The following is a 24,245-nucleotide window of genomic DNA, read 5'->3' as shown; positions in this document are numbered from 1 at the left end:
CAGGAATAATTCGGTAATTATTATGATGGCATTTTATAATGCTAACATATAGAAGAAATCAAGTCAACTATTTTCTTGCTTTATAAATAAAATAACCTTTTGCTTTATCAACTGTTTCCACACTAGAGAATAACTCTTCTAATTTTTCCAACGCCGACGGAGCCCCTTGCTTTTTTTGAATGACTACCCACAATTCACCATCGGAAGCAAGGTGTTCATAGCTCTGTTCAAAAATATCGTGAACTATTTTTTTCCCTGCCCGGATTGGAGGATTCGTGAGGATTGCAGCAAAATTATGTACATTTACCTGAAGCAAACGGTCACTTTCGTAAATTTTTACATTCTGCACTTTATTTCCCTCTGCGTTTTCCGCTGCCAATTTAACGGCTCGTTCATTCACATCCACCATATGAACAATCCGATCGCCACCTTCTTTTGCAATCGCTAGTCCAATTGGCCCGTACCCGCAGCCAACATCAAGGATTGGCCCCTCCACTTCAGGCATAGTAAAAGATTCAATTAAAAGACGCGAGCCGAAATCCACCTCTCGTTTCGAGAAAACACCGTTATCCGTTTTAAACCGAAAAGGTTTATTTCTTAGCGTGTATTCCCAATATTTCGGATCACTTTCAACATTTTGGGTGCGAGAATAGTAGTGTTCAGTCATCAAGACTCACCTCCAGAGGACTAAATATCGAAGATAACTTGAGGAAATTAACTTTAAACAAACCATCGCATTCCTTTTAAAGTTAGCGAAAAAAAGCCCGCTTATACAGCGAGCTTTCTTATATGGATCTTACTTAACTTCGATGTTTGCTCCAACTTCTTCAAGCTTACCTTTGATTTCTTCAGCTTCTTCTTTAGAAACGCCTTCTTTGATTGGTTTTGGAGTGTTGTCAACAAGATCTTTTGCTTCTTTAAGACCAAGACCAGTGATTTCACGTACAACTTTGATAACTTTGATTTTTTGGTCGCCTGCGCTAGCAAGGATTACATCAAATTCAGTTTTTTCTTCAGCAGCAGCACCTGCACCAGCACCACCAACAACAGCTACAGGAGCTGCAGCAGTTACGCCGAATTCTTCTTCGATTGCTTTTACTAGGTCGTTAAGTTCTAAAACAGTCATATTTTTAACTGCTTCAATGATTTGTTCTTTAGTCATGATTAATTTTCCTCCTTAAGTTTTGGTTTAATTTTATTAGATTGCGTATTCAATCAGCTTACGCGCCTTGTTCTTCTTTTTGGTCTGCAACTGCTTTTGCTGCAAGCGCAAGGTTGCGGATTGGAGCTTGTAGCACGCTGAGTAACATAGAAAGTAAACCTTCGCGTGATGGTAGTTCTGCAAGAGCTTTTACATCTTCAACTGTTGCGACGTTACCTTCGATTACACCTGCTTTAAGTTCAAGTGCATCGTTCTTTTTCGCAAAGTCATTTAAGATTTTAGCTGGCGCTACTACATCATCATTACTAAACGCAATTGCGTTCGGACCTGTTAATGCATCGTTTAATCCAACTAGTCCAGCAGCTTCTGCAGCACGGCGAGTCATTGTGTTTTTGTACACCTTGAATTCGATTCCAGCTTCACGAAGTGTTTTACGAAGTTCTGTCACTTGCGCAACAGTAAGACCACGGTAATCAACAATAACTGTTGATACGCTGTTTTTGAATTTTTCAGTGATTTCTTCAACAACATGTTTTTTAGCTTCAATTGCACTGCTCATCTTAACACCTCCTGTAGATTTTCTACATTTATACCGAGCAATTAAAAGCCTCCATGATCAATTACGAGACATGGAGGCAGTATAAATAGATTAAACTATTCTATCGCACTACCTCGGCAGGAAATTAAGCTTATTCGCCCCTGCTGTCTACGGTACAAATGTTTATTAAGTTAAACAACAAAACTTATTATATAAAAATATATGATTAATTGTCAATTGGTAAAATTAACTCTTACCGAGCTGCTACTGTAGAAGGATCAACCTTAACGCCAGGTCCCATTGTTGAAGTAACAGTTACATTCTTCATGTAGGTACCTTTTGCAGCTGAAGGTTTCACTTTTAACATTGTATCGAATACAGTTGTAAAGTTCTCAACTAGTTTCTCGTTATCGAAAGACGCTTTACCGATTGGCACATGGATATTTCCAGCTTTATCAACACGGTATTCAACTTTACCAGCTTTGATTTCATTGATAGCTCTTGTTACATCAAATGTAACTGTACCAGTTTTAGGGTTTGGCATTAAGCCTTTAGGTCCTAAAACACGTCCAAGCTTACCAACTTCACCCATCATGTCTGGAGTTGCAACGATTACATCAAAATCAAACCAACCTTGTTGGATTTTGTTGATGTATTCTGCATCACCTACATAATCAGCGCCAGCAGCTTCTGCTTCCTTCACTTTTTCACCCTTCGCGAATACTAATACACGTTGAGTTTTACCAGTTCCGTTTGGAAGCACAACTGCTCCACGGATTTGCTGGTCAGCTTTCTTAGGGTCAACGCCTAAGCGGAAAGCAACTTCAAGAGTTGCATCGAATTTTGCATAGTTAGTTTTCTTCGCCAATTCAATTGCTTCTGCAATCGGATAAGCTTTAGAACGATCTACAAGCTTTACAGCTTCTAAATACTTTTTACCTTTTTTAGCCATTATATTTTCCTCCTAGTTTGTGGTTTTAACGATAATATCTCCCACGAAAAAGGTTGCGAGTGAACATTCAACTACGCAACCCTCTCATTACATCAAACAGTTTCAACACGGATTAGTCTTCAATAACGATACCCATGCTGCGTGCAGTACCTTCAACCATGCGCATAGCTGCTTCAACGCTAGCTGCATTTAGGTCAGGCATCTTTTGTTCCGCAATCTCGCGTACTTTAGCACGCTTTACTGTTGCTACTTTATTACGGTTAGGCTGGCCTGAACCAGACTGAATTCCAGCTGCTACTTTCAAAAGAACTGCAGCAGGAGGAGTTTTCGTAATAAATGTAAATGAACGGTCTTCAAAAACCGTAATTTCAACAGGGATAATTAATCCAGCTTGATCTGCTGTACGTGCGTTAAATTCTTTACAGAATCCCATGATATTAACACCGGCTTGACCAAGTGCAGGTCCGACTGGCGGTGCTGGGTTCGCTTTACCAGCAGGGATTTGCAACTTAACAACTTTAATTACTTTTTTAGCCACGAGACACACCTCCTTAAAGTCCGTGATGTGGTTAATGGGGTCTCATCATTGTGGCGGAGTCCCCTCCCACTCATCAAAACAAAAGTCTTTATATAAATACAAAGAACTTGACAATAGTCAATCTTAGAACATTTCTAAGACATACTGACCTATGAAATATTAACATTTTTTATAACTGATTTCAAGTTATTTTACAATATCGGTCTATATTTTCTCAATTTGATTGAAATCTAGCTCAACTGGAGTGTCACGACCGAACATATTGACCAGCACTTTAAGCTTCGCTTTGTCTTTATCCATTTCTTCAATACTTCCAGTAAAGTTAGCAAATGGACCTTCTTTAACACGAACAGTTTCACCAATTTCGTAGTTTACATCTATACGTCTTTCCTCTACACCCATTCGTTTTAAAATGACTGCCACTTCATCCGGAAGCAATGGAGTAGGTTTTGATCCTGAACCTGCAGAACCAACAAACCCTGTCACTCCCGGGGTATTGCGGACTACGTACCAAGAATCATCCGTCATCACCAATTCAACCAGGACATATCCCGGGAACACTTTACGCTTAACTACTTTTTTCTTACCATTCTTTATATCAGTCTCTTCTTCTTCAGGAACGACGACGCGAAAAATTTTATCTGCCATTCCCATCGATTCAACCCTTTTTTCCAAATTTGCTTTTACTTTATTTTCATAACCCGAGTAAGTATGAACTACATACCAATTTTTTTCCATTCAAGAGGACTAATTGTCCTTCCCTCCTTGTAATATAATTGGAGATTCTACCGTTTTTTCTCAATATAAAAAAACCCGTGAAAAACGGGCTTTTTAGATAAAATTTCCTCTATTAATCACATTATACCATGAACCATAGCATATTATTCAAGAATTAAACGGATCAATTTTGAAATTCCTAAATCTAATACACCAAAAAAAATTGAGAATAATACAACGGTGGTTAAAACAGTAACTGTTGAACGAACGAGTTCACCGCGCTTTGGCCAGCTGACCTTTCTCATCTCACGGGCAATTTCACTGAAGAACTTACTTATGCGCTGCATTTTAATTAACCCCCAACTATCGTTATATAGCATTGCTATATTGTATAAAAGTTATTTCGTTTCTCGATGGACGGTATGGGCTCCGCATGTATTACAAAACTTTTTTAATTCTAATCGTTCTGTTTTTGACTCTCTCCCTGCAGTTGAATAATTGCGGGAACCACAATTCACACAGGCAAGAATTACTTTTTTGCTCATATATCGACACCTTCAATTATCCTTAAAAATGTAACATGGCACCTAATTATTGTCAATATCAATTACAGTAGATTCAATGAACTGACAAAATTTCTCGAAATAGCAGGAATTATAACGAAAATTCACGAATTTCTAAGTAGCGCTCTAGTTTTCTTTTGACACGCTGCAATGCATTATCAATCGACTTTACATGGCGGTTCAGTTCTTCAGAAATCTCTTGGTACGATTGCCCATCCAGATAAAGCGCTAACACTTTTCTTTCCAAGTCACTTAACAGTTCAGCCATTTTATCTTCGATATGATCAAATTCTTCCTGATTAATAATTAACTCTTCCGGATCAAGAATTTTAGCGCCAGATAGCACATCCATCAGCGTCCGGTCCGATTCTTCATCATAAATCGGCTTGTCCAAAGAAACATAGGAATTCAATGGGATATGCTTTTGCCTTGTAGCTGTTTTAATAGCTGTGATAATCTGCCGGGTAATACATAACTCGGCAAATGCTTTAAATGAGGTCAGCTTGTCCTCACGAAAATCACGAATGGCCTTATATAAGCCAATCATGCCTTCTTGGACAATATCCTCTTTGTCGGCTCCAATTAAAAAATAGGATCTTGCTTTAGCACGTACAAAATTCCGATACTTGTGAATTAAATAATCCAATGCTTCACTGTCGCCTTGATGTACTAAATCAACAATTTCTTCATCTTCCATGGCGAATAATTGGTCGTTGATTTTTGTTCCAAAGTCCGTACTCAATTTTAGATCCCCTCCACCGAACAAGCAAAGATAGTGTTATTATACAACAGGAAATATTTCCAGTCGAGGTTCATTTCTCCCCCCTGCGCCATTTTTCAAAAATTTCTGCTACCTCTTCGCTTATGGGGATCTTGGATACAGGCTTTGTTTCTTGAATCTTTTTTACGTTTCTTGCGATCCCCTTTTCTATGGAGCCCATTTCTATTAGAAGTTCACGTGCTGATTTTCGCAATGCTCCTTGTCCGAATATGGACCATTGCTCTGTGAAATCGGATGTCGCTACATGGATTTGTGTTCGGCGGTTATTCAAACTGATCGCCATTTTTTCAATTCGTTCATCTGCTGTTTCATTTTCTTTTGTAAATATAACTTCAATTTTATGATTTTGATAGGTTTTTGCTATTCCTTGTACATAGTGAGCGTCAAATACAACAATTACTCTAAAGCCAGTAACCGCTTGGTATTCAGCCATTTTTTCTACCAAGCGGTCCCTAGCAGCAGCTAAATCCCGATCTTTTAACGCATTTAACTCTGGCCAAGCTCCGATCATGTTGTATCCGTCAACAAGCAGGATATCCATAAGCTACCCCTCTAGTACATTCCTTTTCCGATAGACCTCATACATTAACAAGGCAGCAGCAACTGAAGCATTCAAAGATGTCACTTTTCCAGACATAGGCAAGTGAATAAGAAAATCGCATTTCTCTTTAATGAGGCGTCCCATGCCTTTGCCTTCACTGCCAATTACTAAGCCCAGCGGCAAAGTGCCATCTATTTGACGGTAATCTTGCTTTCCTTTTGCATCCGTGCCGGCAATCCAAATCCCGCGCTCCTTCAATTCATCTATCGTCCTGGCCATATTGGTGACACGGACAACCGGAATATATTCAATCGCACCTGTAGATGCTTTCGCAACCGTTGCAGTTAATCCTACAGCCCGGCGCTTTGGAATAATTATGCCATGGGCTCCTACCGCGTCAGCTGTCCGCATAATGGACCCAAGATTGTGGGGGTCCTCAATTTCATCCAACAATAAAAAGAAAGGAGTTTCATTTTTCCTTTCAGCAGATAGAAACAAATCGTCCAACTCTGCGTATTGGTATGCAGCTATATAAGCAAGAACTCCTTGATGATTTTGATCTGTAATTTGATCCAGTTTCTTCTTCGGAACAAATTGAACGAGAACATTCCCTTCCTTTGCCAGTTGGGTAATTTGCTGCATTTGCCCTCGCTGCGATCCTTCTGCGATTAATATTTTATTAATGTCCCTGTTCGATTTTAATGCCTCAATAACCGGGTTTTTACCAATGATGTATTCCTGGTTCATTTCGATCCTCCTTTCTTCTCTTCCACATATAAAAACGACTTAGACACCAGCTCTTCCAAGCGTTCCTTTCTTCCTGTTAAATATAAAAACCCAATTAAAGCCTCAAACGCTGTACTGTAGCGGTATGTTTGCACATCAGTATTTTTGGGGATTGTTCCCGATTTTGCATTTCTTCCCCGCATCACTATAGCGATCTCGTCTTCGTGGAGCAGGCCATCATCCATCATTTGAAAAAGAATTTGGCACTGTGCTTTTGCAGAAACGTATCTTGTTCCCGCCCGGTGCAGTTGGTGCGGCCGCACTTGCCCGCTGTACAACAAGTGCCTCCTAACGTATGTTTCAAAAACAGCGTCCCCCATATATGCAAGAGCTAAGGCGTTTAATTGGGTTGCATCTACTGATTTTTCATACTCAAGCATGAATTAGCCTCTTTTCCACCTTGTTCCCTGAGGGGTATCTTCTAAAATAATGTTCATTTCTTTTAATTGATCTCTGATTTGGTCAGATAATTGGAAGTTTCGATCTTTTCGAGCCTGATTCCGTTTTTCAATCAGCGCATCAATTTCCTCATCCAGCATTTCTTCTTGCGTCATAGTTAGCCCGAGTACATGGAATAACTCGTCAAATTCTTTCATAAACGCCTGAATGACTTCCACAGCAGTGTTTTTCTCAAGTAAATAATAATTTGCTAATTTTGCTAAATCAAATATAACGGAAATGGCTAATGCTGTATTAAAATCATCATCCATTGCAGCAATGAATTGTTCCCGAAATGCCGTTATTTTATCAAACCACTCTTGATTATCATGAGTTAAATCTGTACTTACTTCTCGGCGGTGCTTTAAATTTAGATAAGAAGTCGTGATTCTTTCAAATGCCGCTTTCGTACTTTCCAATAATTCCTCGCTGTAATTAATTGGATTTCGATAATGAACGGACAGCATAAAGAAGCGCAGCACCTGCGGATTATGTTGTTTAATGATGTCATGAACTAACACAAAATTCCCTAGTGATTTGGACATTTTTTCATTGTCGATGTTAATATAACCATTGTGCATCCAATAGTTAGAGAAGGTTTTCCCTGTGAGTGCCTCTGATTGAGCTATTTCATTTTCATGGTGCGGGAACGTTAAATCCTGACCGCCAGCATGAATGTCAATCGTATCGCCCAGGTATTTCTTCGCCATTGCCGAGCATTCAATATGCCAGCCCGGACGGCCAAGTCCCCATGGGCTTTCCCAGTAAATTTCTCCCTCTTTTGCTGCTTTCCACAACGCAAAGTCAAGATCGTCCTGTTTTTTATCACCCACTTCAATTCTTGCCCCGACCTGAAGATCATCGATGGATTGGTGGGATAGTTTCCCGTATTCATCAAAGCTGCGGGTTCGATAATAGACATCACCTTCTGATTCATACGCATAGCCTTTTTCCACTAACTGTTTAATAAAATCAATAATGATATCCATATTTTCCATAACCCTTGGATGAACATCCGCTTTTTTGCATCCCAAGGCTGAAACATCTTCAAAATAGGCTTCAATAAATCGATTCGCAATAGCAGGGACGTCTTCTCCCAGTTGATTGGCTGCCCGGATTAATTTATCATCTACATCGGTAAAGTTGGAAACGTATTTGACATCATAACCGCGATATTCAAAATATCGGCGGACAGTATCAAAAACGATCGCCGGCCGTGCGTTCCCAATATGAATATAATTATAGACAGTTGGCCCGCAAACATACATTTTCACTTTTCCTTCTTCAAGCGGTACGAACGTCTCTTTTTTTCTTGTAAGGGTATTATACAGCTGTATGGCCATTGACTTTTGTCCTTTCTTCTTTTAATTCTGCCACTTCTCTTTTCAGGCGGTTCAATTCTTCTTCAATTTGTTTAAAATGATCTGCTTCCGGATCCGGAAGATCACAATGATTTAAATCTTTTTCTTTCTTGATGCGGACACCGTCCTGAATCACAACTCTTCCTGGTATTCCGACTACTGTGGAATTAGGAGGAACTTCTTTTAAAACGACAGAGCCGCCGCCTATTTTCGAATTTTCCCCAATCGTAATGGATCCAAGCACTTTTGCTCCAGTAGAAATTAATACGTTATCTTTAATAGTAGGATGCCGCTTGCCTTTTTCTTTACCTGTTCCTCCAAGGGTCACCCCTTGATATATTGTAACATTATCTCCAATTTCGCAAGTTTCACCTACTACAACGCCCATCCCATGGTCAATAAAAAATCGTCTTCCAATCTTTGCTCCAGGGTGAATTTCAATTCCCGTGAAAAAGCGACTGGCCTGAGAAATAACACGTGCAACAAAGTATAACTTTCGTTTATAAAATGCATGGGCAATCCTATGTGCCCAAATAGCATGCAGTCCCGAATACGTTAAAATTACCTCCAAATAACTGCGGGCTGCCGGATCCTGTTCAAAAACAACCTCAATATCCTCCTTGATCCTCCTCAACATTATTGATCCCCCTTTGTTTTTTATAAACTGTGTTTTGCTTGACTTATGATTTTTTCTCTCCAATTAACCATGAGCTTTAACATTGTCTTAATAAAAAAACGCCTCTGTCCTATAGACAGAGACGCTTTGCTGCGTGGTTCCACTCTGATTAGGCTAAAATCATTCTAGAAACAGGCCAAAAAATGGCACAGGCCCCCCAAAACTGATATATCAGCCTCACTCTTGTACGATAACGGAAGATCCGCCCATATCTACTTAGGCGATGACGCCTTTTTCGAAATGGGGCTCAGAGGGGCATTTCAAAAAATGAGGGGCTTAAACCACTTTCAGCCGGTGATGGTTCTCTCTTTCAAGCATCATTTTTTTACTTGTCCTCATCAACGCTTTAAACTAATATATTAAAATTTATACCATTGATCTTTACCTATTGTCCAGCCCACAAAGGTAAATCGTCTAAAATTTCTTTCTTTTACTATATTACATTTTTCCAGCAATGTTAACCAATAATTTGCTGAATTCTTTTTTGAATTTTTTGCTTACCTAAAAGTTCAATGGTCATAGGAAGATCCGGTCCGTGAGTCTGTCCTGTCACCGCGGAGCGAATCGGCATGAACAGATTCTTTCCTTTTTGGCCTGTAGACTTTTGCACTGCCTTCATCGCTGCCTGAATTCCGTCTGCCTGGAAGCTTTCCAGTTGATCTAATTCATGTAAAAATGCTTTAAGTACCCCTGGAACCTGCTCTCCAGAAAGAACCTCTTTCGCTTCTGCTTCAAAAAGTATTTCATCTTTAAAAAACATTTCGGATAACTCAACAATTTCCGCACCATAACTCATTTTTTCCTGAAGCAGTCCAACCAATCGGTGTACCCACTGTTTTTCGTCAGCAGTGAGATCTCCACTAAATCGTCCTGCTTTGATTAGATGAGGCATCGCCAGTTCCACTGCACGGTCGGTTTCAATTTTCTTCATGTATTGGTTGTTCATCCATAAGAGCTTTTGCTTATCAAACAACGCTGGTGATTTGGATAGGCGGTTTGCATCAAAAATCTCAATAAATTCGTTCCTTGAGAAAATCTCCTCTTCCCCTGCCGGTGACCAGCCTAAGAGTGTGATAAAGTTAAATAAGGCTTCTGGCAGATAGCCTAATTCTTCATACTGTTCAATGAACTGAATAATCGTTTCATCACGCTTACTCAACTTTCTGCGGCTTTCATTGACAATCAATGTCATGTGACCAAAAACAGGCGGTGTCCAGCCCAGTGCCTCATATACCATCAACTGTTTTGGTGTATTGGAAATATGATCATCACCGCGGAGTACATGTGAAATTTCCATTAGATAATCATCAATAGCCACAGCAAAGTTATAGGTCGGTGTGCCGTCTTTTTTTACAATGACCCAGTCGCCCATTCCTTCCGATTCAAAGGAAACAACCCCCTTGACCATATCATCAAATGTATAGGTTTTTTCAGAAGGAACTGCTATACGAATGCTCGGCTGACGCCCTTCATTTTCTAAACGCTCACGGTCTTCTGCTGTTAAGTGACGGCATTTTCCAGAATACTGAGGTGTTTCGCCTCTTTCCGTTTGAGCCTCCCGTTCTGCCTCCAACTCTTCTTCCGTACAATAACATTTATAGGCTTGCCCATTTTCAAGCAGCTGTTTGTAATATTGCTCATAAATATCATTTCGTTCTGATTGGCGATATGGGCCATAATCTCCGCCAACATCCACACTTTCATCCCAATCCATTCCAAGCCACTTTAAATATTTAAGCTGGCTTTCCTCGCCGCCTTCAATATTCCGCTTCTTATCCGTATCTTCAATGCGGATGATGAATTTCCCTTTATGATGGCGGGCAAATAAATAATTGAATAATGCTGTACGGGCATTCCCGATATGTAAATGTCCTGTTGGACTTGGTGCATACCGTACACGAACCTCGTTTGCCATAAAAATAAAGCCTCCTGTACTGTTCCCAAATAGTTATTCTGATTTATTTTACCACTATGAATTTTCTTGTTAAAGTGAAACTTATCAATCGACTTTTCTTAGAAGTACAACTGCCTGGGATGCAATCCCTTCTCCTCTGCCCGTAAAACCTAATTTTTCTGTTGTTGTAGCTTTCACATTTATTTGTTCAGATGAGGCCTCAAGCAATTCGGCAATCCGACCGCGCATTTGCTCAATATAAGGGGCCATTTTCGGTTTTTGAGCAATAATGGTGCAATCCAGATTGCCAAGTTCATAACCTTTAGATTTCACCAACTGCCAAACATGCTCCATTAACTTAGCAGAGTCTGCTCCTTTGAATTTTGGATCCGTATCTGGGAAATGTTTTCCGATATCCCCCTCCCCAATGGCACCAAGGCAAGCATCAGAGATGGTATGCAATAAAACATCTGCATCAGAATGGCCTAACAACCCCTTTTCATATGGGATCTTTATGCCGCCAATAATAAGCGGGCGACCCTCTGTTAATTGATGGACATCAAAGCCTTGACCAATACGAAACATTATGATATCTCCCTTTGTCTCTTTTTTAAAATTGCTTCTGCTATATATAAATCTTCCGGTGTTGTTAATTTGATATTCTCATAATCTCCTTCCACCATCGCAATGGGATGTCCTAAGCGCTCGACTAAACTGGCATCGTCTGTTCCAAGAAATTGATCTTTTTCTGCACGTTCATAAGCATCTTGGAGTAAGGAAACACGAAAAGCTTGTGGGGTTTGAATAGCCCACAAGCTTGAACGTTCCACTGTTGCCGCGACCAATCCATCCTTTACTGTTTTCATTGTGTCCTTTGCAGGCACACCAATTATAGCAGCACCTGTTTTCTCCGCCTTTTCCACTAAACGGTGGATATGTTCAATTTGGATAAAGGGGCGGGCTGCATCATGTACAAGAATCATTCCGTCGCTTTTCACCGTTTTAAGAGCATTATAAATGCTATACTGCCGCTCTGTTCCACCTGTCACTAAACAGACCTTTTTCGTCATGTTAAATCGTTTAAATAACAATTGAAATTCAGGCTCATCTTGTGAGTTAATCGCTAATATGATCCCGTTGCATGCAGCATCTCTCTCGAATACCCTTAATGTGTGAATCAAGACCGGGATGCCGTCCAACTCAAGAAGCAGCTTGTTTTTCCCCGCTCCCATTCTTTTCCCTCGTCCGGCAGCCGGTAAAATGACCTGGTAAGTCATATAAAAAACCCCACTCTATACATTCTATGCCATTATAGTGCTTTTTCTAATAATTTGGGCTTGGCAAAAATCATTCGGCCAGCAGATGTCTGAAGAACGCTAGTAACAAGGACATCAATCCTTTTTCCAATATATTCTCTTCCCTCTTCAACGACAATCATGGTTCCATCATCCAAATAGGCTACACCTTGGTGGTACTCTTTTCCATCCTTGATGACCTGAACAGTAAGCTCTTCTCCCGGTAAAACTACAGGTTTAACGGCATTTGCCAAATCATTAATATTCAATACTGAAACGTTTTGTAATTCACATACCTTATTTAAATTAAAATCGTTGGTAACGAGGATTCCGTTTGTTAATTTAGCCAGCTTGACCAGCTTTGAATCAACTTCCTGAACCTCCTCAAAATCACCTTCGTAAATCTCGACTTTCACTGCGAGCTCTTTTTGAATCCGATTTAAAATATCTAATCCTCTTCGTCCACGATTTCGCTTTAACACATCGGAGGAATCTGCGATATGCTGTAACTCCTCGAGAACAAACTGTGGAATCACAATTGTGCCTTCAAGAAAGCCTGTCTGGCAAATATCCGCCACACGTCCATCAATAATAACACTCGTATCTAGTATTTTTAAAGATTGTTTCGCTGCCTTCTCATTCTCTTCTTCCGCGGTCTTTTTCTTGCTGCTCCCCTTACTGAAAAGGCCCAATAGTTCATCCCTCTTCTTAAAACCTACTTGAAAACCAAGGTAACCTAATAATAATGTCAGCAAAATGGGTGCAACCGCATTTAATATGGGCGCTCGGAATGAATTTAAGGCAAATCCGATCAAAAAGGCGACCAATAACCCAAAAATCAGCCCTACACTCCCAAATAACACATCGGTTACTGGAACCTTCACCAAGGAGTCTTCAGCCCTTTTAATAAAATTAAACACGTAATCTACTGCCCAAAAGGTAATAAGATAAAAAATAATAGCACCTATAATAGCAGTGACATAGGAATTATAAATCAACGGAAAGCCGGTAATGTGAAGTACATGGAACAACCCCGGCAATAATAATATACCAAGCGTACCACCGATAATAAGGAAGCAAGCTTGCACAATTCGTCTTAACATTCCTTCACCTCCTCTACTCATTATAAACATATTCCTAAATTTGAAACCTTGATTTACTGATTATTTTTCCAAACTGTAAACATTTTGAAATATATTAGAGATGTAAAATTCTTACTTCTCATAGGGTAGCATTGGAAAAAATCACTGTCAAATGAATAGGAATTTCAATTTTACACAATAGACGAATTGTTTATTATAAATGACGATCAATGTAAAGACGCTCTTTAATTAATTTAAAGCCTTCCTTAATTTTCTTCGCTCGAACTTCCCCAATACCCTCCACTTCATCCAGTTCTTGTTCAGTGGCAAAAAGAATTTTAGGGAGAATTTTAAAGCTGCTGACCAGGTTTTCGATAATAATTGAAGGAAGTCTGGGGATTTTATTTAAAATTCGATATCCCCTTGGATGTTTATTTTCATCAAGATGAACGTAACCAAGGTATCCCAGTAATTTTAATAAAACCATATCTTCAATCGTACCATTATTGGCCAATACCTGCATTTTGGCCAATATGTCTCTGGCTTTTACTTCCCGCTCAAAGGCATAATCCCTGATGATCAGCATCATTTCTTCTTCCAAATCCGTCAAAATCTCATTCATTTGTAATCGAATCAGCCGGCCTTCTGTACCCAGCTCGTATAAAAGGGCCAAAAGTTCGTTCTTAATCTTTAGCACCATTTCAAAACGGTGAAGCACAAGCAAAAAGTCATTATATGTAACAGACTCCTCAAACTCTAGAATACTTAGATTCGTTATACTTTGTTCCAATACTACCTTATACTTTTCCAATGTTTGTATTGCTTGGTTCGCTTTAGTTAAGATCACCGCGATATCTTTTAAAGCATAACGAAGATTCCCTTGATATAAGGAAATGACATTTCTTCTTTGAGAAATGGCAATCACCAGAGCTTTTGTTTGTTTCGCAGTACGCTCCGCAGTTCGGTGACGCATGCCCGTTTCCGAGGACGGGATATCCGCATCAGGTGCTAGCTGTGCATTGGCAATCAGAATTCTATTCCCCGTCTCATTGAGAATAATAGCTCCGTCCATTTTTGCCAGCTCATACAAAAAACTTGGCGAAAATGGACAATTTATTTCGAAACCGCCGTCAACGATATTTTTTACTTTTTCGTTATATCCAATAACAATAAGGCCGCCTGTATTAGCTCTAAGAACATTATCTAATCCCTCTCGGATTGGTGTACCCGGTGCAATGAACTGCAATACATCCATGATAGACTGATCACCAAGCTTTTTATGATCCATCTTCTACCCTCCAAGTGCTGCCTGCAGTGCCTCACTGACAGACGAAACCCCGATTAATTCTACTCCTTTTGGCCCACTCCAGCCGCCTAGATTATTGGCAGGGAGGATCACCCGCTCAAATCCCAGCTTCGCTGCTTCCTGAACGCGCTGTTCGATTCTTGATACTCTTCTAACTTCACCAGTTAATCCAACTTCTCCGATAATACAATCAGTTGGCCTTGTCGGCTTATCCCTAAAACTGGAGGCAATACTTACTGCAACAGCTAAATCAATTGCAGGCTCATCCAATTTTACACCGCCGGCTACCTTTACATAGGCATCTTGATTGGCTAATAGCATCCCGACACGCTTTTCTAGAACTGCCATTAATAATGGCACTCGGTTATAATCAATTCCTGTCGCCATTCTTCTCGGGTTTCCGAAACTCGTTGGTGAAATAAGTGCTTGAATTTCCACGAGTACAGGGCGGGTTCCCTCCATTGATGCCACTACGGTTGATCCTGCGGCTCCCCGTGAACGTTCCTCCAGGAAAATCTCCGACGGATTCTCTACCTCTTCAAGCCCAGACTCCTTCATCTCAAAAATACCCATTTCATTCGTTGAACCGAAGCGATTCTTGACGGCTCTTAAAATTCGGTACGTATGGTGCCTCTCCCCTTCAAAATAAAGAACCGTATCAACCATATGTTCAAGCAGCCTTGGACCGGCAATCGATCCTTCCTTTGTAACATGGCCAACAATAAAAATAGCAATGCCTTTTGTCTTGCCAATCCGCATTAATTCAGCTGTACATTCACGTACCTGGGAGACACTCCCTGGCGCAGATGTAACGTCCGGATGAAAAACAGTCTGAATGGAATCTATGATTACAAAACTCGGATTCAGCCCTTCAATAGTCCGGTTTATTTCTTCCAGGTTGGTTTCTGCATAGACGAGCAGGTTTTCCGAAGAGGCATTTAATCTTTCTGCACGGAGTTTAGTCTGCCGCAATGATTCTTCACCAGATATGTATAAAACTTGATGGCCTTTATTCGCCAGCTGCGAGGATACTTGCAGGAGCAATGTTGATTTCCCAATGCCAGGGTCCCCGCCAATAAGCACTAAGGATCCTCTTACGACACCGCCGCCCAGAACTCGGTTTAACTCCTTTAAATCCGTATGAATTCTCGGCTCACTCACCATTTCAATCGATGTAATGGGGGCAGGCTTTGACGAGATAGCATGCCCTCCTTGAGAATGAGCAAATGCCCCTCTCCTTGCTGTTCCCGTTATCTCAACTTCCTCTACCATCTTATTCCACGCACCACATCCAGGGCATTTCCCCATCCATTTAGGTGACTCATACCCGCACTCCTGGCAGATAAACTTTGTTTTTCGTTTAACCATTTGGATCTCCTTTTTACCTTAACTGCAAAAATATTGAAAGAAAAAGAGGCACACGATTTACCTTTATTAACGTGTACCCCTTGGGATTATTACAAATGACCCTAATGATGTTTATACTTAATAGCTTATTATTTCGTTGCACCTGTCTTCTCTGCAGTTTTAACTACAAATTCATTATTTTCGACATCGATCACCGCATGCTGACCCGTTAACAAGGTACCCTTTAACAGTTCCTCAGAAAGGCGGTCTTCAATATGCTTCTGGATAGCACGGCGGAGTGGTCTTGCACCATATTCCGGATCGTACCCTTCCTCAGAAATTTTGCCTTTCGCAGCAGGTGATAGCTCAATCGAAATATTTTGCTCATTCAGACGCTTAATAAGCTGGTCAGATAACAAGGTTACAATCTCTTCAAGATGCTTTTTCTCAAGCGCATGGAAGACAATAATTTCATCAATCCTGTTCAAAAATTCTGGACGGAAAGCTTTCTTTAATTCTTCCATTACTTTGCCTTTCATATCTTTATAATCTTGATCCGCTGTATCTTGAATGTTAAAGCCCACATATTTATTACGTTTTAGTGCTTCTGCGCCTACATTGGATGTCATAATTAAAACAGTATTTCGGAAATCAACGGTTCTTCCTTTGGAATCTGTTAATCGGCCATCCTCAAGGACTTGTAATAAAATATTGAAGACATCGGGATGTGCTTTTTCAATCTCATCGAGCAAAATAACGGAATAAGGTTTTCTGCGGACTTTTTCCGTTAATTGTCCGCCTTCCTCATAGCCTACATATCCAGGAGGAGACCCTACAAGACGGGATGTCGAGTGTTTTTCCATATACTCTGACATATCAATACGGATCATCGCATCCTCATCACCAAACATTGCTTCTGCTAAAGCTCTTGCTAATTCAGTTTTTCCTACACCTGTAGGGCCAAGGAATACAAACGAGCCAATAGGGCGTTTTGGATCTTTTAAACCGGCTCTAGCACGGCGAACAGCCTTAGACACTGCCTTAACTGCTTCATCCTGACCAATCACACGGGAATGGAGAATTTCTTCTAAATTCAGCAGTTTTGCTGTTTCAGTTTGCGCAAGTTTGGAAACGGGTACTCCCGTCCAGCTGGAAACCACATTGGCAATATCATCAACGGTTACCTGGTTATTTTCTTGTCCTTGTTTTTCCTTCCAAGTCTTCTTGGTTTCCTCCAGCTGTTCACGCAAACGCTGTTCCGAATCTCTTAAAGAAGCCGCTTTTTCAAATTCCTGGCTTTGTACAGCAGCATCTTTTTCCTTCCGCACTTCTTCAAGCCTTACCTCCAACTCTTTTAAATTTGGAGGTGTAGTATAAGAACGCAATCTAACTTTTGAACCAGCTTCATCAATTAAATCAATCGCTTTATCAGGAAGGAAGCGGTCAGAAATGTAACGGTCAGACAACTTTACTGCTGCTTCAATCGCTTCATCCGTGATTGAAACACGGTGATGTGCTTCATAACGATCACGCAACCCTTGTAAAATTTGAATCGACTCATCAGCAGTCGGTTCATCCACCCGGATTGGCTGGAAGCGCCGTTCCAAAGCTGCATCTTTTTCAATATATTTTCGATACTCATCCAGCGTTGTTGCTCCAATGCACTGAAGTTCACCGCGGGCAAGCGAAGGTTTCAAAATATTAGAGGCATCAATGGCTCCCTCAGCACCACCTGCGCCAATTAATGTATGCAGTTCATCAATAAATAAAATGATGTTTCCAGCTTGTCGGATTTCATCCATTACTTTCTTCAAGCGGTCTTCAAACTCACCTCGATATTTTGTCCCGGCAACGACCGTTCCCATATCAAGAGTCATAACCCGCTTATCACGCAGTATTTCGGGTACCTCATTATTGACAATTTGCTGAGCCAATCCTTCAGCAATTGCTGTTTTCCCGACACCAGGTTCGCCGATTAGTACTGGATTATTTTTCGTGCGGCGACTTAATACCTCAATAACCCGTTGTATTTCTTTGCTTCTCCCAATTACAGGGTCAAGACTTCCTTCACGGGCAATGGATGTCAGATCTCTAGCAAGACTATCAAGAGTTGGCGTATTGGCACTGGCGGATGCTCCACCTTGGTGTCCTCCTGATTCGTTACTACCAAGTAATTGCAGTACCTGCTGACGGGCTTTATTTAAGCTTACCCCAAGATTATTTAGAACTCGGGCAGCAACTCCTTCACCTTCACGAATTAACCCTAGAAGGATATGTTCTGTCCCGACATAGGAATGGCCTAATTTTCGCGCCTCATCCATAGAAAGCTCAATAACCTTCTTTGCTCTAGGGGTATAGTGGATCGTTTGCGGTGTATCAGTCCCTTTGCCAATAAGATTTTCCACTTCTTTTTGAATTTTATCAGAACCTAGTCCAAGACCATATAGGGCTTTTGCAGCGATTCCTTCACCTTCACGTACCAGTCCTAATAAAATATGCTCAGTTCCAATATTATTATGACCAAGGCGAATTGCCTCTTCTTGTGCTAGTGCAAGTACTTTTTGCGCTCTTTCAGTAAAACGACCGAACATCATGTTTTCTTCCTCCTCACCAATTATTGAGACTCCATTTTAATTCGTTCGCGAATTAACGACGCTCGTCTGATATCCCTTTCAAACGGTCTTAAAGGACCGCCGGCATATTGCTGAAGAAAACCTGGCTGGGTTAATATCATTAATTCATTAAGTATGGTTCTGGGCAAATTTTGAATATAGCCCATATCAATTCCAAGCCGAACATCTGATAAACACCTAGCTGCTTCTTTTGATTCAATGATTCGGCTATTTACTAAAACTCCCAAAGAACGGAACACTCTGTCTTCTAATTGTATGTTAGAAGTCTTACGTAATGCTTCACGCGCTGACCTTTCCTGTGAAATTAACTGGCTGACCACACCCATAAGATCACGGCAGATATCTTCTTCCGACTTTCCGAGTGTAATTTGGTTGGAAATTTGGAAAATATTCCCCAGGGCCTCACTTCCTTCACCATAAATTCCTCTTACCACAAGCCCTAGCTGATTAATCGCAGGTATGATTCGATTCATTTGCTGGGTTAGAATCAATCCTGGCAAGTGCATCATGACGGAAGCTCTAATCCCTGTGCCAACATTGGTAGGACAGCTCGATAAATAACCATATTTTTCATCAAATGCATATTCAATATGGCTTTCGAGCCAATCATCCACTTCATTTGCGGTATTTAATGCTTCTGATAATTGTAACCCTGGGAACAGGCATTGAATTCTGATATGATCCTCTTCATTTATCATAATACTAACTTCTTCATTTTCGGTTAATAATACCGCACCATATGGTGAATCTTCTGCCAAATGAGGGCTGATTAAATGCTTCTCAACTAAAACCCGTTTCTGCAGTGGCTGCATTTCATCAATACGCAGTAATTCCATTTGCCCGAATTTATAAAAATCAGAGACTTTAATAAATTCCTCCAGTTCACTAATAATTCTTTTTGCTTCTTCATGTGAAAATAGAGTAGGAAATTTATATGCTGCAAGGTTTCGGGCATAGCGTATTCGAGTGCTAAGGACAATATCGGAATCAGGTCCTTCCTCATTCATCCAGGAGCTTACCGCTTGATTAAGAAAGCGTTCTAGTGACACTTTATTCCCCTCCCTCAAGACTTCCGGCAATCTTTTTCTCAAGGATGCGGATTTCATCCCGAATCTGTGCTGCCTTTTCAAACTCTTCATGAGTTATACAATCTTGCAACTCATTTTTTAATTCTTCAACCTGTTTCTTAAGATGGATGCTGCCGCCGATTCTTTTAGGAATTTTTCCAGCGTGGCTCCAATTCCCACTGTGCACACGCTTCAAGACCGGCTTTAATTGGTCTTTAAACGTTTCATAACAATGGGCACATCCAAAGCGGCCCACCTTTAAAAACTGTGGAAATGTCATAGTGCAGTGGCTGCATTGCAAAATTTCTTCTTGATGAAATGGACTTTGTGCAGGCTTTTGAAAGGATGCATCAATATTAAATAAGCCAGCCAGCAAATTATTAATCGTAAAACCTGAATCTCCGCCAAAAATAAACATTTCACCATGATCCTGGGCGCACTTCTCACAAAGATGCACTTCAGTTTTTTCTCCATTTATGATTTTTGTAAAATGAAGTGCGGCAGGTCTTTGATTGCACTCTTGGCAAATCATCCTATTCACCCTCTCCTGCTGCTAGATTATTTATATTTTAATGATGTTAACATTGCTCTCAACATTCTTGCCCTTAATTCATCCCTGTATGGGAGATCAATATATAAAACAGAACGGTCAATAACACTTAACATAATTTTCGCTTCCCGATGCGTAATTACCTCCTCATGGACAAGGCGGGTAATGACATCTTCAGCATTTGTTTGACTAATTCTATGGTTTACTAATGAAAGTAAATGGTCAATTAAGTGTGCGGAGTCGTGAGATTGTACTTTTATGATTCGAATATACCCGCCGCCGCCACGTTTACTTTCTACGATGTAGCCTCTCTCAATCGTAAATCTTGTATTGATCACATAATTAATTTGCGAAGGTACACATTGAAACTTATCTGCAATTTCACTCCGTTTGATTTCAACGATTTCCTCATCACTCATTTCTAAAACTTGCTTTAAATATTTTTCAATAATATCGGAGATGTTTCTCATCTTCCCACCCCCTCACCATCTGACTTTGACTATATTTGACATAAATTATACCCAAAATTTTATATAGATGCAATGTTTCACTACTATAGATTTTTCCCAATTCCTTTCATTGCAAAACCTCAGTCTTTTGAGAAAAAACTACTATATTTTTAGTTGAATAAATATTTCATGCTTAAAATTTAATTTTTGTATATACAAAAAAGGACAACCTGTTTAAGGTTGTCCTTTATTTGCCTGGCAGCGTCCTACTCTCACAGGGGCTTTCGCCCCAACTACCATCGGCGCTGAGAAGCTTAACTTCCGTGTTCGGTATGGGAACGGGTGTGACCTTCTCGCCATCACCGCCAGACTATTTTATTGAGGTTTCATTCCCTCAAAACTAGATAATACAGAAGAAACGTTTAAGAACGAGTTCGCTTTATTCATATTGCTATGACTTGGTTAAGTCCTCGATCGATTAGTATCAGTCAGCTCCACATGTTACCACGCTTCCACCTCTGACCTATCAACCTGATCATCTTTCAGGGATCTTACTAGCTTGACGCTATGGGAAATCTCATCTTGAGGGGGGCTTCATGCTTAGATGCTTTCAGCACTTATCCCGTCCGCACATAGCTACCCAGCGATGCCTTTGGCAAGACAACTGGTACACCAGCGGTGCGTCCATCCCGGTCCTCTCGTACTAAGGACAGCTCCTCTCAAATTTCCTGCGCCCGCGACGGATAGGGACCGAACTGTCTCACGACGTTCTGAACCCAGCTCGCGTACCGCTTTAATGGGCGAACAGCCCAACCCTTGGGACCGACTACAGCCCCAGGATGCGATGAGCCGACATCGAGGTGCCAAACCTCCCCGTCGATGTGGACTCTTGGGGGAGATAAGCCTGTTATCCCCAGGGTAGCTTTTATCCGTTGAGCGATGGCCCTTCCATGCGGAACCACCGGATCACTAAGCCCGACTTTCGTCCCTGCTCGACTTGTAGGTCTCGCAGTCAAGCTCCCTTGTGCCTTTACACTCTGCGAATGATTTCCAACCATTCTGAGGGAACCTTTGGGCGCCTCCGTTACTCTTTAGGAGGCGACCGCCCCAGTCAAACTGCCCACCTGACACTGTCTCCCACCCCGATCAGGGGTGTGGGTTAGAATTTCAATACAGCCAGGGTAGTATCCCACCGACGCCTCCACCGAAGCTGGCGCTCCGGCTTCTCAGGCTCCTACCTATCCTGTACAAGCTGTACCAAAATTCAATATCAGGCTACAGTAAAGCTCCATGGGGTCTTTCCGTCCTGTCGCGGGTAACCTGCATCTTCACAGGTACTATAATTTCACCGAGTCTCTCGTTGAGACAGTGCCCAGATCGTTACGCCTTTCGTGCGGGTCGGAACTTACCCGACAAGGAATTTCGCTACCTTAGGACCGTTATAGTTACGGCCGCCGTTTACTGGGGCTTCGATTCAGAGCTTCGCTTGCGCTAACCCCTCCTCTTAACCTTCCAGCACCGGGCAGGCGTCAGCCCCTATACTTCGCCTTGCGGCTTCGCAGAGACCTGTGTTTTTGCTAAACAGTCGCCTGGGCCTATTCACTGCGGCTCTTCGAGGCTATTCACCTCAAAAAGCACCCCTTCTCCCGAAGTTACGGGGTCATTTTGCCGAGTTCCTTAACGAGAGTTCTCTCGCTCACCTTAGGATTCTCTCCTCGCCTACCTGTGTCGGTTTGCGGTACGGGCACCTTTTATCTCGCTAGAGGCTTTTCTTGGCAGTGTGGAATCAGGAACTTCGGTACTCTATTTCCCTCGCTATCACAGCTCAGCCTGTTCGAAAAGCGGATTTTCCTGCTTCTCAGCCTAACTGCTTAGACGCGCATATCCAACAGCGCGCTTACCCTATCCTCCTGCGTCCCCCCATCACTCAAACGATAAAGAGGTGGTACAGGAATATCAACCTGTTGTCCATCGCCTACGCCTTTCGGCCTCGGCTTAGGTCCCGACTAACCCTGAGCGGACGAGCCTTCCTCAGGAAACCTTAGGCATTCGGTGGATGAGATTCTCACTCATCTTTCGCTACTCATACCGGCATTCTCACTTCTAAGCGCTCCACGGGTCCTTCCGATCCCGCTTCACAGCCCTTAGAACGCTCTCCTACCACTGACATCGTAGATGTCAATCCACAGCTTCGGTGATACGTTTAGCCCCGGTACATTTTCGGCGCAGAGTCACTCGACCAGTGAGCTATTACGCACTCTTTAAATGGTGGCTGCTTCTAAGCCAACATCCTGGTTGTCTAAGCAACTCCACATCCTTTTCCACTTAACGTATACTTTGGGACCTTAGCTGGTGGTCTGGGCTGTTTCCCTTTTGACTACGGATCTTATCACTCGCAGTCTGACTCCCACGGATAAGTCTTTGGCATTCGGAGTTTGTCTGAATTCGGTAACCCGATGAGGGCCCCTAGTCCAAACAGTGCTCTACCTCCAAGACTCTTACTACGTGAGGCTAGCCCTAAAGCTATTTCGGAGAGAACCAGCTATCTCCAAGTTCGATTGGAATTTCTCCGCTACCCACACCTCATCCGCGCACTTTTCAACGTGCGTCGGTTCGGGCCTCCATCCAGTGTTACCTGGACTTCACCCTGGACATGGGTAGATCACCTGGTTTCGGGTCTACGACTACATACTAAAACGCCCTATTCAGACTCGCTTTCGCTGCGGCTCCGTCTCTTCAACTTAACCTTGCATGTAATCGTAACTCGCCGGTTCATTCTACAAAAGGCACGCCATCACCCATAAACGGGCTCTGACTACTTGTAGGCACACGGTTTCAGGATCTCTTTCACTCCCCTTCCGGGGTGCTTTTCACCTTTCCCTCACGGTACTGGTTCACTATCGGTCACTAGGGAGTATTTAGCCTTGGGAGATGGTCCTCCCTGCTTCCGACCGGATTTCACGTGTCCGGCCGTACTCAGGATCCACTCAGGAGGGAACGAAGTTTCAACTACAGGGCTGTTACCTTCTATGACGGGCCTTTCCAGACCGCTTCATCTACCCCGTTCCTTTGTAACTCCATGTTGAGTGTCCTACAACCCCGAAAGGCAAGCCTTTCGGTTTGGGCTGTTCCCGTTTCGCTCGCCGCTACTCAGGGAATCGCGTTTGCTTTCTCTTCCTCCGGGTACTTAGATGTTTCAGTTCCCCGGGTCTGCCTTCAGTACCCTATGTATTCAGGTAAAGATACTGCTCCATTACGAGCAGTGGGTTCCCCCATTCGGAAATCTCCGGATCAAAGCTTACTTACAGCTCCCCGAAGCATATCGGTGTTAGTCCCGTCCTTCATCGGCTCCTAGTGCCAAGGCATCCACCGTGCGCCCTTTCTAACTTAACCTAAAAGGTTTTACTCTTAAAAATAAGAGAGAAAAACTAAAATGGCGATTACTCGGTTCTTGCTTGGTTTCTTCTATACGATTATCTAGTTTTCAAAGAACGAATAAAAAAAGCTTTGAGAGAGATTGTTCTCTCAAAACTAAACAAACAAAGAACGTGTCACAAACCGTTTTGTCT

The 24,245-nt window shown here is 41.8% G+C and carries 24 protein-coding genes, 2 rRNA genes and 2 other annotated features; all 26 genes read right to left on the bottom strand.

The features are described 5' to 3' along the window. Positions 1-67: 67 nt before the first annotated feature. A complete protein-coding gene (locus tag HPT25_RS08550) occupies positions 68-667 on the bottom strand; it encodes a class I SAM-dependent methyltransferase (RefSeq protein WP_173062634.1) in 600 nt (199 codons plus the stop codon). A 129-nt stretch (positions 668-796) separates the two neighbouring features. Continuing rightward, a complete protein-coding gene (gene rplL / locus HPT25_RS08545) occupies positions 797-1,162 on the bottom strand; it encodes a 50S ribosomal protein L7/L12 (RefSeq protein WP_173062631.1) in 366 nt (121 codons plus the stop codon). A 58-nt stretch (positions 1,163-1,220) separates the two neighbouring features. Continuing rightward, on the bottom strand, positions 1,221-1,721 hold the full coding sequence (gene rplJ, locus HPT25_RS08540) for a 50S ribosomal protein L10 (RefSeq protein WP_173062628.1): 501 nt from the start codon (positions 1,719-1,721) through the stop codon (positions 1,221-1,223). 32 nt (positions 1,722-1,753) lie between these two features. Beyond that, positions 1,754-1,892: a sequence feature (ribosomal protein L10 leader region), on the bottom strand. A 61-nt stretch (positions 1,893-1,953) separates the two neighbouring features. Further along, positions 1,954-2,652 carry a 50S ribosomal protein L1 gene (gene rplA / locus HPT25_RS08535; RefSeq protein ID WP_173062625.1) on the bottom strand — a complete coding sequence of 233 codons (699 nt, stop codon included), beginning with the start codon at positions 2,650-2,652 and terminating at the stop codon, positions 1,954-1,956. 112 nt (positions 2,653-2,764) lie between these two features. Further along, positions 2,765-3,190: a 50S ribosomal protein L11 gene (gene rplK / locus HPT25_RS08530; protein WP_173062622.1), complete on the bottom strand. Its 426-nt coding sequence runs from the start codon at positions 3,188-3,190 to the stop codon at positions 2,765-2,767. Positions 3,191-3,394: 204 nt separating this feature from the next. Further along, positions 3,395-3,928, bottom strand: a complete 534-nt coding sequence (nusG, locus tag HPT25_RS08525; RefSeq protein WP_173062619.1) for a transcription termination/antitermination protein NusG — start codon at positions 3,926-3,928, stop codon at positions 3,395-3,397. Between the two features lie 143 nt (positions 3,929-4,071). After that, positions 4,072-4,254 (bottom strand): preprotein translocase subunit SecE, encoded by a 183-nt coding sequence (gene secE, locus HPT25_RS08520; protein ID WP_173062616.1) that lies wholly within the window; start codon positions 4,252-4,254, stop codon positions 4,072-4,074. Between the two features lie 51 nt (positions 4,255-4,305). Then, positions 4,306-4,452, bottom strand: a complete 147-nt coding sequence (gene rpmG, locus HPT25_RS08515) for a 50S ribosomal protein L33 (protein WP_173062613.1) — start codon at positions 4,450-4,452, stop codon at positions 4,306-4,308. 109 nt (positions 4,453-4,561) lie between these two features. Next, a complete protein-coding gene (gene sigH, locus HPT25_RS08510; RefSeq protein ID WP_173062610.1) occupies positions 4,562-5,212 on the bottom strand; it encodes an RNA polymerase sporulation sigma factor SigH in 651 nt (216 codons plus the stop codon). A 70-nt stretch (positions 5,213-5,282) separates the two neighbouring features. Continuing rightward, complete coding sequence (locus HPT25_RS08505) at positions 5,283-5,792, bottom strand: NYN domain-containing protein (protein ID WP_173062607.1); 510 nt, start codon at positions 5,790-5,792, stop codon at positions 5,283-5,285. 3 nt (positions 5,793-5,795) lie between these two features. After that, positions 5,796-6,539, bottom strand: coding sequence for a 23S rRNA (guanosine(2251)-2'-O)-methyltransferase RlmB (gene rlmB / locus HPT25_RS08500; RefSeq protein ID WP_173062603.1), 744 nt, complete (start codon positions 6,537-6,539; stop codon positions 5,796-5,798). Beyond that, the gene (locus HPT25_RS08495) at positions 6,536-6,958 is read right to left on the bottom strand and encodes a Mini-ribonuclease 3 (protein ID WP_173062600.1); all 423 of its coding nucleotides are present in this window, start codon (positions 6,956-6,958) and stop codon (positions 6,536-6,538) included. The genes rlmB and HPT25_RS08495 overlap by 4 nt, the downstream gene beginning before the upstream one ends. A 3-nt stretch (positions 6,959-6,961) precedes the next feature. Beyond that, positions 6,962-8,359 (bottom strand): cysteine--tRNA ligase, encoded by a 1,398-nt coding sequence (gene cysS / locus HPT25_RS08490; protein ID WP_173062597.1) that lies wholly within the window; start codon positions 8,357-8,359, stop codon positions 6,962-6,964. Then, entirely contained in the window at positions 8,340-9,014 is a 675-nt protein-coding gene (gene cysE, locus HPT25_RS08485) for a serine O-acetyltransferase (protein WP_217269665.1), read from the bottom strand. Before cysE ends, cysS begins: the two co-directional genes overlap by 20 nt. A gap of 114 nt (positions 9,015-9,128) precedes the next feature. Beyond that, positions 9,129-9,404: a binding site (T-box leader), on the bottom strand. Positions 9,405-9,510: 106 nt separating this feature from the next. Next, positions 9,511-10,968 carry a glutamate--tRNA ligase gene (gltX, locus tag HPT25_RS08480; protein WP_173062594.1) on the bottom strand — a complete coding sequence of 486 codons (1,458 nt, stop codon included), beginning with the start codon at positions 10,966-10,968 and terminating at the stop codon, positions 9,511-9,513. A gap of 84 nt (positions 10,969-11,052) precedes the next feature. Continuing rightward, the gene (gene ispF, locus HPT25_RS08475; protein ID WP_173062591.1) at positions 11,053-11,532 is read right to left on the bottom strand and encodes a 2-C-methyl-D-erythritol 2,4-cyclodiphosphate synthase; all 480 of its coding nucleotides are present in this window, start codon (positions 11,530-11,532) and stop codon (positions 11,053-11,055) included. Beyond that, positions 11,532-12,224, bottom strand: a complete 693-nt coding sequence (ispD, locus tag HPT25_RS08470) for a 2-C-methyl-D-erythritol 4-phosphate cytidylyltransferase (protein WP_173062588.1) — start codon at positions 12,222-12,224, stop codon at positions 11,532-11,534. The genes ispF and ispD overlap by 1 nt, the downstream gene beginning before the upstream one ends. A 32-nt stretch (positions 12,225-12,256) precedes the next feature. Continuing rightward, complete coding sequence (locus tag HPT25_RS08465; RefSeq protein ID WP_173062585.1) at positions 12,257-13,345, bottom strand: PIN/TRAM domain-containing protein; 1,089 nt, start codon at positions 13,343-13,345, stop codon at positions 12,257-12,259. Between the two features lie 193 nt (positions 13,346-13,538). Further along, on the bottom strand, positions 13,539-14,612 hold the full coding sequence (gene disA, locus HPT25_RS08460) for a DNA integrity scanning diadenylate cyclase DisA (RefSeq protein WP_173062582.1): 1,074 nt from the start codon (positions 14,610-14,612) through the stop codon (positions 13,539-13,541). A 3-nt stretch (positions 14,613-14,615) separates the two neighbouring features. After that, entirely contained in the window at positions 14,616-15,998 is a 1,383-nt protein-coding gene (gene radA, locus HPT25_RS08455; RefSeq protein ID WP_173062579.1) for a DNA repair protein RadA, read from the bottom strand. A 128-nt stretch (positions 15,999-16,126) separates the two neighbouring features. Then, complete coding sequence (clpC, locus tag HPT25_RS08450; RefSeq protein ID WP_173062576.1) at positions 16,127-18,571, bottom strand: ATP-dependent protease ATP-binding subunit ClpC; 2,445 nt, start codon at positions 18,569-18,571, stop codon at positions 16,127-16,129. A 20-nt stretch (positions 18,572-18,591) separates the two neighbouring features. Next, positions 18,592-19,659: a protein-arginine kinase McsB gene (gene mcsB, locus HPT25_RS08445; protein WP_173062573.1), complete on the bottom strand. Its 1,068-nt coding sequence runs from the start codon at positions 19,657-19,659 to the stop codon at positions 18,592-18,594. A gap of 1 nt (position 19,660) precedes the next feature. After that, a complete protein-coding gene (gene mcsA, locus HPT25_RS08440; protein ID WP_173062570.1) occupies positions 19,661-20,209 on the bottom strand; it encodes a protein-arginine kinase activator protein McsA in 549 nt (182 codons plus the stop codon). A gap of 26 nt (positions 20,210-20,235) precedes the next feature. Then, positions 20,236-20,697, bottom strand: coding sequence for a CtsR family transcriptional regulator (locus HPT25_RS08435; RefSeq protein WP_173062567.1), 462 nt, complete (start codon positions 20,695-20,697; stop codon positions 20,236-20,238). A gap of 232 nt (positions 20,698-20,929) precedes the next feature. Further along, positions 20,930-21,046, bottom strand: a 5S ribosomal RNA gene (gene rrf, locus HPT25_RS08430). 88 nt (positions 21,047-21,134) lie between these two features. After that, positions 21,135-24,069: ribosomal RNA gene (locus HPT25_RS08425) — 23S ribosomal RNA — on the bottom strand. Between the last annotated feature and the right edge of the window lie 176 nt (positions 24,070-24,245).

This window comes from Neobacillus endophyticus (genome assembly GCF_013248975.1).
In the GTDB taxonomy this organism is placed as follows: domain Bacteria; phylum Bacillota; class Bacilli; order Bacillales; family Cytobacillaceae; genus Neobacillus; species Neobacillus endophyticus.
This window is presented reverse-complemented; position numbering and strand designations above follow the sequence as displayed.

Coding starts and splice junctions, on each gene's coding strand:
- mcsA (WP_173062570.1), bottom strand. CDS start 20,209: ATGATTTGCCAAGAGTGCAATCAAAGACCTGCCGCACTTCATTTTACA.
- cysS (WP_173062597.1), bottom strand. CDS start 8,359: ATGGCCATACAGCTGTATAATACCCTTACAAGAAAAAAAGAGACGTTC.
- HPT25_RS08435 (WP_173062567.1), bottom strand. CDS start 20,697: ATGAGAAACATCTCCGATATTATTGAAAAATATTTAAAGCAAGTTTTA.
- ispD (WP_173062588.1), bottom strand. CDS start 12,224: ATGACTTACCAGGTCATTTTACCGGCTGCCGGACGAGGGAAAAGAATG.
- HPT25_RS08495 (WP_173062600.1), bottom strand. CDS start 6,958: ATGCTTGAGTATGAAAAATCAGTAGATGCAACCCAATTAAACGCCTTA.
- rplJ (WP_173062628.1), bottom strand. CDS start 1,721: ATGAGCAGTGCAATTGAAGCTAAAAAACATGTTGTTGAAGAAATCACT.
- nusG (WP_173062619.1), bottom strand. CDS start 3,928: ATGGAAAAAAATTGGTATGTAGTTCATACTTACTCGGGTTATGAAAAT.
- rpmG (WP_173062613.1), bottom strand. CDS start 4,452: ATGAGCAAAAAAGTAATTCTTGCCTGTGTGAATTGTGGTTCCCGCAAT.
- rplL (WP_173062631.1), bottom strand. CDS start 1,162: ATGACTAAAGAACAAATCATTGAAGCAGTTAAAAATATGACTGTTTTA.
- secE (WP_173062616.1), bottom strand. CDS start 4,254: ATGCAGCGCATAAGTAAGTTCTTCAGTGAAATTGCCCGTGAGATGAGA.
- cysE (WP_217269665.1), bottom strand. CDS start 9,014: ATGTTGAGGAGGATCAAGGAGGATATTGAGGTTGTTTTTGAACAGGAT.
- rplA (WP_173062625.1), bottom strand. CDS start 2,652: ATGGCTAAAAAAGGTAAAAAGTATTTAGAAGCTGTAAAGCTTGTAGAT.
- disA (WP_173062582.1), bottom strand. CDS start 14,612: ATGGATCATAAAAAGCTTGGTGATCAGTCTATCATGGATGTATTGCAG.
- radA (WP_173062579.1), bottom strand. CDS start 15,998: ATGGTTAAACGAAAAACAAAGTTTATCTGCCAGGAGTGCGGGTATGAG.
- ispF (WP_173062591.1), bottom strand. CDS start 11,532: ATGTTTCGTATTGGTCAAGGCTTTGATGTCCATCAATTAACAGAGGGT.
- clpC (WP_173062576.1), bottom strand. CDS start 18,571: ATGATGTTCGGTCGTTTTACTGAAAGAGCGCAAAAAGTACTTGCACTA.
- HPT25_RS08465 (WP_173062585.1), bottom strand. CDS start 13,345: ATGTTAAGACGAATTGTGCAAGCTTGCTTCCTTATTATCGGTGGTACG.
- HPT25_RS08505 (WP_173062607.1), bottom strand. CDS start 5,792: ATGGATATCCTGCTTGTTGACGGATACAACATGATCGGAGCTTGGCCA.
- HPT25_RS08550 (WP_173062634.1), bottom strand. CDS start 667: ATGACTGAACACTACTATTCTCGCACCCAAAATGTTGAAAGTGATCCG.
- rlmB (WP_173062603.1), bottom strand. CDS start 6,539: ATGAACCAGGAATACATCATTGGTAAAAACCCGGTTATTGAGGCATTA.
- gltX (WP_173062594.1), bottom strand. CDS start 10,968: ATGGCAAACGAGGTTCGTGTACGGTATGCACCAAGTCCAACAGGACAT.